This is a genomic window from Arthrobacter sp. S39, from assembly GCF_004320525.1.
Lineage (GTDB): Bacteria > Actinomycetota > Actinomycetes > Actinomycetales > Micrococcaceae > Arthrobacter.
This window is the reverse complement of the sequence record NZ_SIHX01000003.1, coordinates 131,497-145,749: the sequence shown is the minus strand read 5'-3', so window position 1 is coordinate 145,749 and position 14,253 is coordinate 131,497. Positions and strand designations below refer to the sequence as shown.

Genomic DNA, 14,253 nt, shown 5'->3' with positions numbered 1-14,253 from the left:
CGCCGGATCCAAAGTCCCTTGGACACGGATCCGCAGGGCGCACGGGGCTATAGCTCAGCTGGTTAGAGCGCGGGACTCATAATCCTAAGGTCCTCGGTTCAAGTCCGAGTAGCCCTACCCCTGGAACCGTCGTTTCAGTCCAAAGAACCGTGGCCCACACCAGGCCGCGGTTCTTTGGTTTAACCTGCAGGATGCGGTATGTTACTGACCAGTAACTTAGTGGGTTCCCTGGGACATCCATCCCGTGGGGCTCTTCCGCCAGTACTGACCCCCTGCGAGGAAACCATGTCCAGGAAATCCATTGACATCAGCGACCTTCCGTACGCCGACGGCGACTTTTTCGCTTTTGAGCAGATGCTCACGGGAAAAGAGCAGGACAGGCTCGCGGAGGTCCGCGAATTCCTTAACCGCGAAGTCCGTCCGATCGCCGTGGACTGCTGGAACCGCGGCGAATTCCCGATGGACCTCATCCCCAGGCTGGCCGAGATCGACCTGGTCAGCCCGGTCAGGCGCCAGGGGCACTCCAACCTGTTCGCCGGACTGATGCACGCGGAAGTCACGCGGGCCGACACCTCGATCTCGACGTTCATGGGCGTCCATGACGGACTCTTCACCGGATCCATTGAGGCGCTGGCCTCGCAGGAACAGCAGGACGCCTGGCTTCCGGACATCTACTCGCTGAAGAAGATCGGGGCATTCGGGCTGACCGAGCCGCTGGGCGGCTCGGATGTGGCCGGCGGGACCCGCACCACTGCCCGGCGCGAAGGGGACTCCTGGATCCTCAACGGCGCCAAGCGCTGGATCGGCAACGCCACCTTTTCGGACTGGGTGGTCATCTACGCGCGGGACCTCGCGGACAACCAGGTCAAGGGCTTCCTGGTAGACACCAAGCTTGCCGGATTCAGTGCAACCAAGATCGAAAACAAGATCTCGCTGCGAACCGTGCAGAACGCCGACATCAATCTGGACAACGTGGTGGTGCCCGACTTCTTCAAGCTCGCCAACGCCAACAGCTTCCGCGACACCAACAAGGTCCTCAAGGTCACCCGCCTCGGCGTTGCCTGGCAGGCCGTGGGCCAGCAGCTGGCGGCGTTCGACGTGGCCCGCCGCTACGCCGTGGAGCGCCACCAGTTCGGCCGCCCGCTGGCATCCTTCCAGCTGGTCCAGAGCCAGCTGGTGCAGATCCTGGGGAATGCCGTCAGCTCCATGGGCATGATGGTCCGGCTCTCCCAGCTTGAGGACGCCGGCCAGGCGAAGGACGAGCAGTCCGCCCTGGCGAAAGCCTTCACAACGGCTCGGATGCGCGAAAGCGTGGCGATCGGGCGGAGCCTCCTGGGCGGCAACGGAATCGTCACCGACTTTGAGATGGCGAAGATCTTCGCCGACGCGGAGGCCATCTATTCCTACGAAGGCACGCATGAGGTCAACACCCTGGTGACGGGCCGCGCCATCACGGGCATTTCCGCGATCGTCTAGCCTGCCCGATCGTCCTGTCCCGGATCGGGCCAGCCCCGGGACAGGGGGAGCAGGATGGAGGGCCGGAGGTCAAGGACGAACTCCAAAGGATTCACGTAGTCCTCGCCGCGCCGGACGCCCCAGTGGACGCACGGACGGGCGCCGCAGTGGCCGGGCATCAAGGTTCCGATCGCGTCACCTTTGGCCACTGTGGCCCCGACTGCCAGGGAGCTTTCCACCGGTTCGAAACTGCTCCGCAGCCCGTTTCCGTGATCAATGGTGATCACCGGCCGGTCAACCACCACGCCCACGAAGCTGACGGTTCCGGACTCCGGCGCGGTGACCGGCACGCCGTCGTGCGTTGCCCCAAGGTCCACGCCGCGGTGTCCGCTCATCCACGGCTTGTCCGGGGGATCAAACGCCCGAAGCACACCGGGCCTGGGCGCAAGGGGCCACTGCCACGTCGGCTGGGCCGGAGCCGGTTCGGCAGATGCCGAAACGGCCGGGTAACTGCCAGGGACCGGGGCTGGTGCGGCAGACAGCACCTCACCGGCCGGCGTGACGGACGCCGGAAGGAGCAGGACCGCGGCGAGCAAGGCTGGAGCTTTCATCTGCCCAGCATTCCGCCGCCACCCAGCCTTCGGGAAGGGCTGTTTTTCCCATGTGGACAAAGGCCTGCGGCGCCCTTCCGGGTGTCCGTCGGGAGGGGGTGCCTGTAGTACACTTGATGGAGCAGTTTGCTGCGCCCTCAACGTTTGTCGTGTCAGCGGTTAAATCCGCCGGTCCGCCACGCGTCGGCACGTCTCATTCAGAGGTGCGGGGGAGCATCGGCTGACTACGCGCATCCAGCCCTTTGAATCTGAAGCCCCGGCTTCTTGTGAGGAGGATTGTGCCTCCCGCGGTCAGGACCCCATGGCCCTGATGGGAAGCGCAATGGATGCCAGGAGCACGGCCCGCCTTGGGTCACGCTAAATAACCGTCAACTATTGGCAGGGTAAGAGGGCCTCAGGGCCTTCTCATGAATGACCTGCCGGAAGGAGCGCCGGCATGCCCGTCGTAACTATGCGCCAGCTGCTTGACAGCGGCGTCCACTTTGGACACCAGACCCGCCGTTGGAACCCGAAGATGAAGCGATTCATCTTCACGGAACGCAATGGCATCTACATCATTGACCTCCAGCAGTCGCTGTCCTACATCGACCGCGCCTACGAGTTCGTCAAGGCCACCGTTGCCCACGGCGGCACCGTACTGTTCGTCGGCACCAAGAAGCAGGCTCAGGAAGCAATTGCTGAGCAGGCAACCCGCGTTGGCCAGCCCTACGTGAACCAGCGCTGGCTCGGCGGTATGCTGACCAACTTCCAGACCGTTTCCAAGCGCATCCAGCGCATGAAGGAACTGGAAGAAATCGACTTCGATGACGTCGCCGGTTCTGCATACACCAAGAAGGAACTGCTGCTCCTTCGCCGCGAACTCACCAAGCTTGAGACCAACCTCGGCGGTATCCGCAATCTGACCAAGGCACCCTCGGTGCTGTGGATCGTGGACACCAAGAAGGAACACCTTGCTGTTGACGAAGCCAAGAAGCTGAACATCCCGGTTGTGGCCATCCTGGACACCAACTGCGATCCGGACGAGGTTGACTTCCCGATCCCGGGCAACGACGACGCCATCCGCTCCGTGAACCTGCTGACCCGCGTTGTCGCCGACGCCGTTGCTGAGGGCCTGATCGCCCGTAACCAGCGCGCCACGGGCACCACGGAAGCTCCGGAAGAGCCGCTGGCTGAGTGGGAGCGCGAACTCCTCGAAGGCAGCAAGGCTGAAGAGGCTGCCGCTCCGGCAGCTGCAGAAGCCCCGGCCGCTGAAGAAGCTGCTGCACCGGCTGCCGAGGAAGCCCCGGCCGCTGCCGAGGCTCCCGCCGCAGACGCGGACAAGTAATACAAGTAAATCCGGAATACCGGCGCTGCCAGCAGCACCGGAACTGCTGACAGGACGGCGGCTCACCAGGTGGGCTGCTGTCCTGTCGGTCCGTACACCACATAAATTTTCTAGACAGAGGGGTTCACATGGCGAACTACACTGCCGCTGATATCAAGGCTCTGCGTGAGCGCACCGGCGCCGGCATGATGGATGTCAAGAAGGCTCTTGACGAAGCCAACGGTGACGCCGAGAAGGCCATCGAAATCATCCGCATCAAGGGCCTCAAGGGCGCGACCAAGCGCGAAGGCCGCTCCACCGCCGAAGGCCTGGTGGCCGCAAAGGTCACCAACGGCGTCGGCGTGATGATCGAGGTCAACTGCGAGACCGACTTCGTGGCCAAGGCTGACAAGTTCATCCAGCTCGCCGACAAGGTCCTGGCCGTGGCCGTGGAGTCCGGCGCTGCCGACCTCGACACCCTCCTCGCCACCGACGTTGACGGCAAGCCGCTCTCCGAGGTCGTCGTCGAAGAAGGCGCAGTCCTGGGCGAAAAGGTTGTTGTCCGCCGCATCTCCCGCATTGAGGGCGCAACGGTCGACGCTTACCTGCACAAGACCTCCAAGGACCTCCCGGCCCAGGTCGGCGTGCTGTTCGCCGTCGACGGTGAAGGCGAAGCCGCCACCACCGCCGCCCACGACGTTGCTGTCCACGTTGCCGCCATGGCCCCGAACTACCTGACCCGCGAGGACGTTCCGTCCGAGCTGGTTGAGTCCGAGCGCCGCATCGCCGAAGAGACGGCCAAAGCTGAAGGCAAGCCGGAAGCTGCCCTCACCAAGATCGTCGAAGGCCGCGTGACGGGCTTCTACAAGGGCGAGGTCCTCGTTGACCAGTCATTCGCCAAGGATGCCAAGAAGTCCGTGGCGCAGGTCCTCGAAGAGGCCGGCGTCAAGGCTACGGCCTTTACGCGTTTCCGCGTCGGCTCCTAGTCGTACCTGCAAAGGGGTGGCCACTTCGGTGGCCGCCCCTTTTGCATGCACCGGGGCAGCCGTCGATGAGACCTTTGGCCGCCCGGCAGGATAATCTTTTTCAGAGTTCACGAACGGGAAGGCACCCATGGAAGCCGTCAAATCGTCCAACCAGTCGGAGAAGAGCAGGCGCCGCGTTCTCCTGAAGCTCTCAGGTGAGGTCTTCGGCGGCGGAAAGCTGGGCGTTGACCCCGATACCGTCCGCGACGTCGCCAAGCAGATCGCTGCTGCGGTCCCGGAAGTGGAAGTGGCCATCGTCGTCGGCGGCGGTAATTTCTTCCGTGGCGCCGAACTGTCCCAAAGCGGCATGGACCGCTCACGTGCGGACTACATGGGCATGCTTGGCACCGTCATGAACTGCCTGGCCCTGCAGGACTTCCTGGAGCAGGCCGGCGTGGAAACGCGGGTCCAGAGCGCCATCACCATGGGCCAGGTGGCCGAGGCCTACATTCCCCGCCGCGCCATCAGGCACATGGAAAAGGGCCGCGTCGTCATTTTTGGCGCCGGCGCCGGCCTCCCGTACTTCTCCACCGACACCGTGGCCGCACAGCGGGCCCTGGAAGTGCACGCGGACGTGGTGCTGATGGCCAAGAGCGGCGTGGATGCCGTGTACACGGCCGATCCCAAGAAGGACCCCTCAGCCGAACGCCTGGAGACCCTGAGCTACGACGACGCCCTGCGCCGCGACATCCGCGTCATGGACCAGACCGCAATGACCATGTGCAAAGACAACAACCTCTCCATGGTGGTCTTCGGAATGGAAGGCGAGGGCAACGTCACCCGCGCCATCCTCGGCGAAAAGCTGGGCACCCTGGTGACCGCCTAGCAACAGCTAGGATGTTTTCAGGACAGATCCATCCCCGCTGGCGGGACCAGCGATGGAACCAGCAACACTGAACCAAGATTGTGCAGGAAACCGGCCTCCGGACTGCACTGATTTCTGAGGAGAGACCGTGATCGAAGAAACCTTGCTCGAAGCCGAAGAGAAAATGGACAAGGCAGTAGAGGTAGCCAAGGAAGACTTCGCCTCGATCCGCACGGGCCGGGCAAACCCGGGCCTCTACAACAAGGTCCTGGTGGACTACTACGGCTCACCAACCCCGCTGCAGCAGCTCGCCTCCTTCGCGATCCCGGACGCGCGGACCATCCTCATCACCCCGTTCGACAAAACAGCCCTTCGTGACATCGAACGCGCCCTGAGCGACTCCGAGGTGGGCGCCAACCCGTCCAACGACGGCAATGTCATCCGGATCACCATCCCGGACCTGACCCAGGAACGCCGCAAGGAATACGTCAAGATCGTCAAAAGCAAGGGCGAGGACGCCAAAGTGTCCATCCGCAACATCCGCCGCAAAGCCAAGGAAACCCTGGACAAGCTGGTCAAGGACGGCGAAGCCGGCGAGGATGAAGGCACCCGTGCCGAGAAGGAACTCGACGCCCTGACCAAGGCCCACGTGGACGGCATCGATGAGCTGCTCAAGCGCAAGGAAGCAGAGCTGCTCGAAGTCTGATGAGCCAGGCAGAGCAGGCTCCCGCACAACGGGCGCGCATGAAGGGCAGGCAGCCCCGGTCCAACCCCACGCCGAAAGCCGGGCGGAACCTGCCCGCAGCCACCGCCGTGGGGCTGGCCATGTTGTTTGCCGTCCTCGGCGGCCTGCTCTTCCTCCCGCTGGCGTTCGTGGCGGTCACCACCACCTTCGCCATCTTCGGAGTCTGGGAAATCTTCCGGGCCCTCGAAGCCAACGGCACCAGGCTGCCTATTGTCCCGGTCATGACCGGGACAGTGGCCATGCCCTTTGCCGCCTACTTCGGCGGACTGGAAAGCCTGCTCTTCGCCATGCTCCTGAGCTGTGTCGCCGTGCTGCTGTGGCGGTCGATTGAAAGCGCGGCTGGCTCGGCCAACAGCATCTTCGCTGGAGTCTTCACCCTCGGCTGGGTGCCGTTCTTCATCAGCTTCGCGGCGCTGCCGCTGCACGCGTCCGGGGGTGTCACACCCCTGGGGCTCTGGCCCGGCGGTACGGTGCCTCACGGCGCCTGGCAGGTGGCCGTTATGCTCCTGCTGGTGGTATCCAACGACACCTTCGGGTATCTCGTGGGTGCATCGTTGGGCAAGCATCCCATGGCCCCGAAGATCAGCCCGAAGAAGTCCTGGGAAGGGTTCGCCGGTTCCATCGCGGGAGCCATGCTGATCGGCGTCCTGGCCAGCATCTTCCTGCTGGACAAACCGTGGTGGGTCGGTGTGGTCCTCGCCGTCGGCGTCGTGGCTGCCTCGACGGCGGGCGACCTCGCCGAATCCATGGTCAAGCGTGAACTCGGCATCAAGGACATGAGCAGCATCCTCCCTGGCCACGGCGGCGTTATGGACCGGCTCGATTCCATCGTTTTCGCCTGTCCCGCAGCCTTCGTTATGTACGTTTTGGTTGCAGGCGCCTGACCGGAAACCACCGACCGGAAACCCCGCCGGCTCCACAGCGCCAATAGACTGGTGCTAAACCGACCCGGCTGAACAGCATGAAGGAAAACATAGTGGCAGTGGACATTCATCGGCACATTCCCGCGTCCTTTGAGCGCGTGCCGCGCGGCGAATATGGGTACAACGCCAAACAGGTGGACCAGTTCCTCCAGCGGGCGCGCGTGTCACTGGAAACGCCGAAGGCCGCCACCCACGTCATCAACAGCGGGGATGTCCGTGCCGTGTCCTTCGACCCGGTCAAGGGCGGGTACTCCGCTGCGGTGGTTGACGCCGCCCTGGACAGGCTCGAAGATGCCTTCGCCCGCCGTGAGCGGGATGAACTGATTGCCGCCAGCGGCGAAGACGCCTGGCTGCGTGAGATCGGAAAACTGTCCGGGATCCTCCGCGGCCGGCTGCACAGGGCCGACGGCGAGCGGTTCCGGCGGCCGTCCAAGAACAAGGCCCGCAGCTACAACACCGTGGACGTGGACCGGCTGTGCCGCGACCTCCTCGGTTACCTCGAGGAGGACAAGCCGCTCAGCGTGGACAACGTCCGGCGGGCAGTGTTCCGTCCCGCCGTCGGCAAGGACGGTTACGAGGAAAACCAGGTGGACGCCTTCCTGGACCGTGTGGTTGAACTGATGGCAGCCATCGACTGATTCCGTCCTGGCTGATGCGCCTCAGTCCCGGCCTGGAGGTGTAGGGGACAGCGGTGTGAAGGCCGGCCACACATCGCGGTACTGCCGGTAGCCGTAGAACATCGAGGCACCGGCAAAGACGAGTCCGCAGATCACCCCCGCCAGGACCGCCGCCGGCGCCGGCCAGCCCAGCAGCATGATGGATGTGCCGAGCAGGATCGCCGTCAGGGCGGTGTTTGCCATGATGATGAAGACCGCGCTGCTCCCCGCAACGTGGCTCCACGTGCTCCGGCCTTTGAGGAAATAGTAGGTCTGGTCCATGCCGGGCTGGTCGTCGTGCGTACCAGCCAGCATGTACTTGGCCATGCCGGGATCCAGGTCAACGTACGCTGCCCTGAGCCGGTTCATGGCCAGCACGTACATCAGGTCCTCCATGGCAACATTCATGACGCGGACCTGGGTGAGGAGGCCGATCAGCAGATCGGTGGACAGGACCACCATGGCCAGCATCACAAACATGTCTGAGAACCTGGTGGCCTGGCCCACCAGCGCAAGGCTCACCAGGCTGGCCGAGGTGAACATCAGGAACATGCTGATCCGTGTCAGCACTTCAGCCTGTGTGGTGCTCCGGGAAGCCAGCAGGCTCCAGTGTTCGGTGGCGAGCAGCTGTGCCCGGACCGACGGGGGGACACCTTCGGGTTCACCGGCTGTACGTTCGTCCTGTGTGGACATGCGGTAATTGTCCACCCTGGATGGTTCCGGCGCGAGGGGGCAGCCCGGCGTTCAGCGTTCAGTGGCCAACGGCCGTTCCGGGGTGTGCAGGCGCGTCATCACCCGGGCCATGGTCTGCGGAATCCGCTGCCTGGTGGCACGCGAGACGAGCACCATCACAGCGAACGCTGCGGGAACCGTCCACGCCGCCGGCTGCGCCAGCCAGAAGGGTGTGCCTGCGGCCCCGAGCGCGGCGCCGGACACCATGGCACCGCCGCAGAGGACGCCGCCGGTCACCATCCCGGCGATGGCGCCGGTGTCAGTGAGTCCGCGCCACCAGATGCCCAACAGCAGGACAGGACAGACCGTGGACGCGGTGAAGGCGAAGACCAGGCCCACGCTGCCGGCCAGGGCGAGGGAATCGGTGCTCAACGCGAAGCCCAGCGGGACCACCGCCGATATGACGGCGGCCAGCCGGAAGCCGCGCACACTGCCGCCCAGGACGTCCTGGCTGATCACGCCGGCCAGCGAAACCACCAGCCCGGACGTGGTGGACAGGAACGCGGCAAACGCCCCGGCCACCACCAGGGCCGAGAGCAAGTCCCGGGCTGTTCCGCCGATCAGCTGCCCCGGCAGGAGAAGGACCACCGCGTCTGCCTGGCCGGAGCGGGCGAGGTCCGGCGCGAACATCCGCCCCATCAGCCCGTACGCGGTCGGAAAAAGGTAGAACACGGAAAGCAGCCCGAGCACAATCAGCGTGGTCCGCCGCGCAGACTGCCCGTCCGGATTGGTATAGAAGCGGACCAGGACGTGCGGCAGCCCCAGGGTGCCGAAGAGCAGCGCCACGAGCAGTGAAATGTTCTGGTACGGCCCGGCGGGAGCCAGCCCGGTGGGATTGACGGCTGCCGGGGCGACGGCGGCACTCCCGTTTCCGGCGAGGGCGAACACAATGAACAGGACGGGCACGGCAAGGGCAGTGAGCTTGAGCCAGTACTGGAAAGCCTGCACAAACGTGATGGAACGCATCCCGCCGGCCACCACCGTCAGGCACACCACGACGACAACGGCGACGGACCCCACCCAGGCGGGAAGCCCGGTGGTGATCCGGATGGTCAGTGCCGCACCGTGGAGCTGCGGCACGATATACAGCCAGCCCACCACAACCACCACCACGCTGGTCACCCGGCGGACTGCCCGCGAGTCCAGCCGCGCCTCGGTGAAGTCCGGGATCGTGTACGCACCGGACCGGCGCAGCGGGGCTGCCACAAAAAGCAGCAGCATCAGGTACCCGGCGGTGTACCCCACAGGGAACCACAGGGCGTCCGTTCCGGAGAGCAGGATGAGACCGGCCACGCCCAGGAAGCTTGCCGCGGACAGGTACTCGCCGCCGATCGCTGAGGCGTTCCACCACGGCCGGACGGTCCGCGAGGCGACATAAAAATCCCCGGTTGTACGGGAAATCCTGAGACCGTAAAAACCAATCACCGCGGTGGCGACGGACACCACAACGAGAGCCACCAGTCCCACGGCTGGATTCACGGCAAGATCACTTGTCCTCGGCGAGGTCGCGGTACCGGGCCTCATTGCGCGCGGCCGTGCGGATGTAAAGCCAGGCGCTGAGGCCGGTCACGGGGTAGATGCCGGCACCCAGCAGCAGCCAGTCGAAGGGGATGCCGGCCACCCGGGTCTCGGCCAAACCCGGAACGGCAGCCAGCAGCAGCGGGAAAGCGCACAGGATCAGCAGGAATCCGCAGGCCACTACGAGCGCCAGCCGCAGCTGGGTCCGGATCAGCGACCTGACAAAAAGCTGACCCACCTCTGATTCCACGGCTGCCTCCCGCGACTGCGTGGCCGGCCTGGCGGCGGAGAGCGGGGCGGTGACCCGGACCCGCGTCATGGCTGCGGCCGGATGCGGGTGGCTTCCAGCTTCTCCCGGACGGTGGGCAGGTGCCGGCGGCTGATCGGGAGGTTCGCCCCGGCGACCGTGACACTGGGTCCGTCCGCGGCCAGCTTCATCGAGGCCACATGCTTCAGGGCTACCAGGTAGGACCGGTGGGTGCGGATAAACCCGGCCTCTGCCCACTGCTGCTCCAGGTCGGCCAGGGGCACCCGGATGAGGTAGCTGGCGTCCGCCGTGTGGAGCCGCGCGTAGTCTCCCTGGGCCTGAACGTAGGTGACGTCGTCGCGCCTGATCATCCGGGTGGTGCCGCCCTGGTCCACGGTGATCATTTCCGGTGCCGGGCCGCCGCCGTCGCGCAGCAGTTCGCTGATGCGTCCCACCGAACGGGACAGCCGTTCGGCGCGGACCGGCTTCAGCAGGTAGTCCACCGCGGCAAGCTCGAAAGCTTCCAGGGCGCAGTCCTCGTCGGCGGTGACAAAAACCACCGCCGGCGGGTGGCTGCTGCGGGCGATGGCCCGGGCAATGTCCAGGCCGGAGACCGCAGGCATGTGGATGTCCAGGAATACGGCGTCCACGGATTCCGTGGTGAGGGCCCTCAGCGCTGCAGACCCGGAGGTGGCGCGGTGGATGATGCCGATCCGGTCGTCCCGGCCCAGGAGATACGCCAATTCCTCCACTGCCGGCAGCTCGTCATCGGCGACGAGGACATTAATCATGGTCCTACATTATCCGCCGGAGGCGGCTGGACCCCTAAGCGTTGCTCAGGCGTCGTGGCCCGGCTGGGACTTGGGCACGCGCATGGTGATCAGGGTTCCCTCGCCCGGCGCGGTCTCGATCACCAGTCCGTGGTCGTCGCCGTAGACCTGCCGGAGGCGGGCGTCCACGTTGCGCAGCCCCACGTGGTCGCCGTCAGTGTGGCCGGCCAGCATCGACTGGAGCTGGGCAGGGTCCATGCCCACGCCGTCGTCCTCGATGGTCACCTCCGCGAAGGCGCCCGAGTCGTTGGCGGTAATGCTGATATGGCCGGGACCTTCCTTGGCTTCGAGCCCGTGCCGCACCGCGTTCTCGACCAAGGGCTGGAGGCTCAGGAACGGGATGACGGTGCCGAGTACTTCGGGCGCTATCCGGAGGCTGACCTGCACGCGCTCGCCGAAGCGGGCCTTTTCCAGCAGCAGGTACCTGTCAATGCAGCGGAGTTCCTCGGCGAGCGTGGTGAAGTCGCCGTGGCGGCGGAACGAATACCGGGTGAAGTCCGCGAACTCCACCACCAGTTCCCGGGCCCGCGCCGGGTCGGTAATGATGAACGAGGCGATGGCGTTGAGCGAGTTGTAGATGAAATGCGGGCTGATCTGGGCACGCAGGGCGCGGACTTCGGCCTCCATGAGCAGCGTCCGGGAGGCATCCAGCTCTGCCAGTTCCACCTGGACGGCCACCCAGTCGGCCACTTCGCTGGTGGCCCGGACCAGGCCGGCGCCCGCCGACGGGGCAAAGGCCGCCACAACGCCCACCACCCTGGATCCGGCGCGCACCGGCGCGATGACGGCGGCGAGCCCGCCGGAGCCAAGATCCGGAGCCAGGTCCCGGGCCTGGATCACCGTGGTCCGGCCGCCGACCAGGACGTCTGCAGCCAGGTCCATCAGCCGGGGTTTCAGTTCCTCGGCGGCACCGTCCCAGGCGAGCACGCCCGCCGTATCGGTGATCGCCAGCGCATTGCAGCCCAACAGGGTCCTCAGCTGCCTGCTCGCCTTGGCGGCACCCGCCGGATTAAGGCCGGTGCGCAGGTGCTGCCCTGCACGGGACGCCGCGTGGAGCGTGTTGTAGGTTGCGCGCTCGGCGTCGGTGCCCAGCTCACGGAAGGAGCGCAGCAGCTTAAATCCCACACCGACGACGACGGCGATCGCCAACACGATCACCGCAACTGCCGCGGCGGTCAGGAGAGGGGAGTCCGGCATGGTGCCCAGCGTAGCGGTGGGTGCCGCTTGCCGCAGCATCGCGACCGTTGAGCGAGCGTTCCCGCCGGGGCTATGGAATGTGCCCCTGCCACGGCGCAGAGTGATTGCAGTCACAGCGGCGGCATCCTGCGTGCGGGTCCCTCTGATGTGAACCAGGCAAAACTCAATGAGGAGGAACGATGGGTAACGATGCCCGGACTCCGGACGCAGCAGCGTCCGTGGACTTCGAAGAGGTCCAATCGACAGAGCGGTTCCAGGAACTGCGCAAACGCCACCGCAGTTTTGTATTCCCCATGGCTGTCGCTTTTCTGCTGTGGTACTTCGCGTACGTCCTGCTGGCCGACTACGCGGTCGGCTTTATGTCCACCAAGGTGTGGGGCAACATCAACATCGGCCTGATCCTGGGCCTGCTGCAGTTCGTCACCACATTCGCCATCACCGGCTGGTATGTCAGCTACTCCAACCGCCGGCTGGACCCCATAGCCGCGGAAATCCGCAACGAAATCGAAGGCCATGAATTTGATAAGGACGGCAACATCGTGACCGGGGTGGCCAAATGATCGGGATTGCAACGGCCGTGGACGTCGCCGACCTCAAGGAAACCACGCTGCTGAACATGGGGATCTTCGGCCTGTTCGTCGCAGTCACCATGGTGATCGTGCTGCGCGCCAGCCGGAACAACAAGACCGCGGCCGACTATTACGCTGCGGGCCGGTCATTCACCGGCTCCCAGAACGGAACGGCCATCGCCGGCGACTACCTGTCGGCTGCCTCGTTCCTGGGAATCACCGGCGCCATCGCCATCAACGGCTACGACGGCTTTATGTACTCCATTGGCTTCCTGGTGGCCTGGCTGGTTGCCCTGCTGCTGGTGGCTGAACTCCTCCGGAACACCGGAAAGTTCACCATGGCGGATGTCCTCTCCTTCCGGCTCAAGCAAGGCCCGGTCCGCATCGCTGCGGCCATCTCCACCCTCGCCGTCTGCTTCTTCTACCTCCTGGCCCAGATGGCCGGAGCCGGCAGCCTCATTTCACTGCTGCTGGGCATCAGCGACTGGGGCGGACAGGCACTGGTGATCATCGTCGTCGGCGTCCTGATGATCACGTACGTCCTGATCGGCGGCATGAAGGGCACCACCTGGGTCCAGATCATCAAGGCAATCCTGCTGATCGCCGGCGCGGCCGTGATGACATTCTGGGTCCTGGCAATCTACGGCTTCAACCTCTCCAGCCTCCTCGGCGCAGCCGTGGAAACCTCGGGCAACCCGGCGGTGCTGAACCCCGGCCTGCAATACGGCAAGACCGAGACCTCAAAGCTGGACTTCATGTCCCTGGGACTGGCACTGGTCCTGGGTACCGCTGCCTTGCCGCACGTCCTGATGCGTTTCTACACCGTGCCCACTGCCAAGGAAGCCCGGAAGTCCGTGGTGTGGTCCATCTGGCTGATTGGCCTGTTCTACCTGTTCACCCTGGTACTGGGTTACGGCGCAGCAGCCCTCGTGGGTGCCGAGACCATCAAGTCGGCTCCGGGCGGCGTGAATTCCGCAGCCCCGCTGCTGGCCTTCCACCTCGGCGGACCTCTGCTGCTGGGCTTCATCTCCGCGGTTGCGTTCGCCACCATCCTTGCGGTCGTGGCCGGGCTGACCATCACGGCCGCAGCGTCCTTCGCCCACGACATCTACGCCAGCGTCATCTCCAAGGGCAAGGCCGACGCCGACACCGAGGTCAAGGTGGCACGGCGTACCGTGGTGGTCATCGGCGTCATGGCCATCCTGGGCGGCATCTTCGCCAACGGCCAGAACGTCGCGTTCCTGGTGGCACTGGCCTTCGCCGTCGCGGCGTCCGCCAACCTGCCCACCATTGTCTACTCCCTGTTCTGGCGGCGGTTCACCACCCAGGGCGCGGTCTGGAGCATGTACGGCGGCCTGGGCTCGGCCATCATCCTGATCATCTTCTCGCCGGTGGTTTCCGGCGGAGCCACCTCCATGATCAAGGACGCCAACTTCGCGCTGTTCCCGCTGAGCAACCCGGGCATTGTGTCCATCCCGCTGGCGTTCCTGCTGGGCTGGCTCGGCACGGTCCTGGACAAGAACCGTGAAGACAGCGCCAAACAGGCGGAAATGGAAGTACGGTCCCTCACCGGCGTCGGTGCGGAGAAGGCCGTGGACCACTGACGCAGGCACCGCCCAAAAGTGAAGAGCACCCTT

15 protein-coding genes and 1 tRNA gene are annotated in these 14,253 nt (G+C 65.1%); 10 read left to right on the top strand and 6 right to left on the bottom strand.

Going from position 1 to position 14,253, the window contains the following annotated elements; all coding sequences use genetic code 11:
* Window positions 1–43 precede the first annotated feature (43 nt).
* A tRNA-Ile gene (locus EYS21_RS07225) sits at window positions 44–117 on the top strand.
* 168 nt (window positions 118–285) lie between these two features.
* Window positions 286–1,476, top strand: a complete 1,191-nt coding sequence (locus EYS21_RS07220) for an acyl-CoA dehydrogenase family protein (RefSeq protein WP_131132528.1) — start codon at window positions 286–288, stop codon at window positions 1,474–1,476.
* On the opposite strand, the gene EYS21_RS07215 is transcribed toward EYS21_RS07220, so the two are convergent.
* A complete protein-coding gene (locus EYS21_RS07215; RefSeq protein WP_131132527.1) occupies window positions 1,473–2,066 on the bottom strand; it encodes a M23 family metallopeptidase in 594 nt (197 codons plus the stop codon). The genes EYS21_RS07220 and EYS21_RS07215 overlap by 4 nt on opposite strands.
* A 436-nt stretch (window positions 2,067–2,502) precedes the next feature.
* Here EYS21_RS07215 and rpsB point away from each other — a divergent pair, with 436 nt between their 5' ends.
* The 6 genes from rpsB to EYS21_RS07185 all read left to right on the top strand — a co-directional run bounded on the left by rpsB (window position 2,503) and on the right by EYS21_RS07185 (window position 7,505).
* The gene (gene rpsB, locus EYS21_RS07210; protein ID WP_131132526.1) at window positions 2,503–3,390 is read left to right on the top strand and encodes a 30S ribosomal protein S2; all 888 of its coding nucleotides are present in this window, start codon (window positions 2,503–2,505) and stop codon (window positions 3,388–3,390) included.
* A 128-nt stretch (window positions 3,391–3,518) separates the two neighbouring features.
* Window positions 3,519–4,355 (top strand): translation elongation factor Ts, encoded by an 837-nt coding sequence (tsf, locus tag EYS21_RS07205; protein ID WP_131132525.1) that lies wholly within the window; start codon window positions 3,519–3,521, stop codon window positions 4,353–4,355.
* A gap of 127 nt (window positions 4,356–4,482) precedes the next feature.
* On the top strand, window positions 4,483–5,220 hold the full coding sequence (gene pyrH, locus EYS21_RS07200; RefSeq protein WP_131132524.1) for a UMP kinase: 738 nt from the start codon (window positions 4,483–4,485) through the stop codon (window positions 5,218–5,220).
* 127 nt (window positions 5,221–5,347) lie between these two features.
* A complete protein-coding gene (gene frr, locus EYS21_RS07195) occupies window positions 5,348–5,905 on the top strand; it encodes a ribosome recycling factor (RefSeq protein ID WP_131132523.1) in 558 nt (185 codons plus the stop codon).
* Entirely contained in the window at window positions 5,905–6,828 is a 924-nt protein-coding gene (locus tag EYS21_RS07190) for a phosphatidate cytidylyltransferase (RefSeq protein ID WP_131132522.1), read from the top strand. Before frr ends, EYS21_RS07190 begins: the two co-directional genes overlap by 1 nt.
* A gap of 92 nt (window positions 6,829–6,920) precedes the next feature.
* Window positions 6,921–7,505: a DivIVA domain-containing protein gene (locus EYS21_RS07185; RefSeq protein ID WP_131132864.1), complete on the top strand. Its 585-nt coding sequence runs from the start codon at window positions 6,921–6,923 to the stop codon at window positions 7,503–7,505.
* A gap of 21 nt (window positions 7,506–7,526) precedes the next feature.
* On the opposite strand, the gene EYS21_RS07180 is transcribed toward EYS21_RS07185, so the two are convergent.
* The 5 genes from EYS21_RS07180 to EYS21_RS07160 are packed head-to-tail and all read right to left on the bottom strand — an operon-like array spanning window position 7,527 to window position 12,047.
* A complete protein-coding gene (locus EYS21_RS07180) occupies window positions 7,527–8,216 on the bottom strand; it encodes a hypothetical protein (RefSeq protein WP_131132521.1) in 690 nt (229 codons plus the stop codon).
* 51 nt (window positions 8,217–8,267) lie between these two features.
* Entirely contained in the window at window positions 8,268–9,734 is a 1,467-nt protein-coding gene (locus tag EYS21_RS07175) for a cation acetate symporter (protein ID WP_131132520.1), read from the bottom strand.
* A 7-nt stretch (window positions 9,735–9,741) separates the two neighbouring features.
* Window positions 9,742–10,092, bottom strand: coding sequence for a DUF485 domain-containing protein (locus EYS21_RS07170; protein WP_131132519.1), 351 nt, complete (start codon window positions 10,090–10,092; stop codon window positions 9,742–9,744).
* Window positions 10,089–10,811 (bottom strand): LytTR family DNA-binding domain-containing protein, encoded by a 723-nt coding sequence (locus EYS21_RS07165; RefSeq protein WP_131132518.1) that lies wholly within the window; start codon window positions 10,809–10,811, stop codon window positions 10,089–10,091. The genes EYS21_RS07170 and EYS21_RS07165 overlap by 4 nt, the downstream gene beginning before the upstream one ends.
* A gap of 45 nt (window positions 10,812–10,856) precedes the next feature.
* Window positions 10,857–12,047, bottom strand: coding sequence for a histidine kinase (locus tag EYS21_RS07160; RefSeq protein ID WP_131132517.1), 1,191 nt, complete (start codon window positions 12,045–12,047; stop codon window positions 10,857–10,859).
* A gap of 179 nt (window positions 12,048–12,226) precedes the next feature.
* Between EYS21_RS07160 and EYS21_RS07155 the strand changes: the two genes are divergently transcribed.
* Together EYS21_RS07155 and EYS21_RS07150 are read left to right on the top strand one after the other, a co-directional pair.
* A complete protein-coding gene (locus tag EYS21_RS07155) occupies window positions 12,227–12,607 on the top strand; it encodes a DUF485 domain-containing protein (protein WP_131132516.1) in 381 nt (126 codons plus the stop codon).
* The gene (locus EYS21_RS07150; protein ID WP_131132515.1) at window positions 12,604–14,220 is read left to right on the top strand and encodes a cation acetate symporter; all 1,617 of its coding nucleotides are present in this window, start codon (window positions 12,604–12,606) and stop codon (window positions 14,218–14,220) included. The genes EYS21_RS07155 and EYS21_RS07150 overlap by 4 nt, the downstream gene beginning before the upstream one ends.
* The last annotated feature ends 33 nt before the right edge of the window (window positions 14,221–14,253 follow it).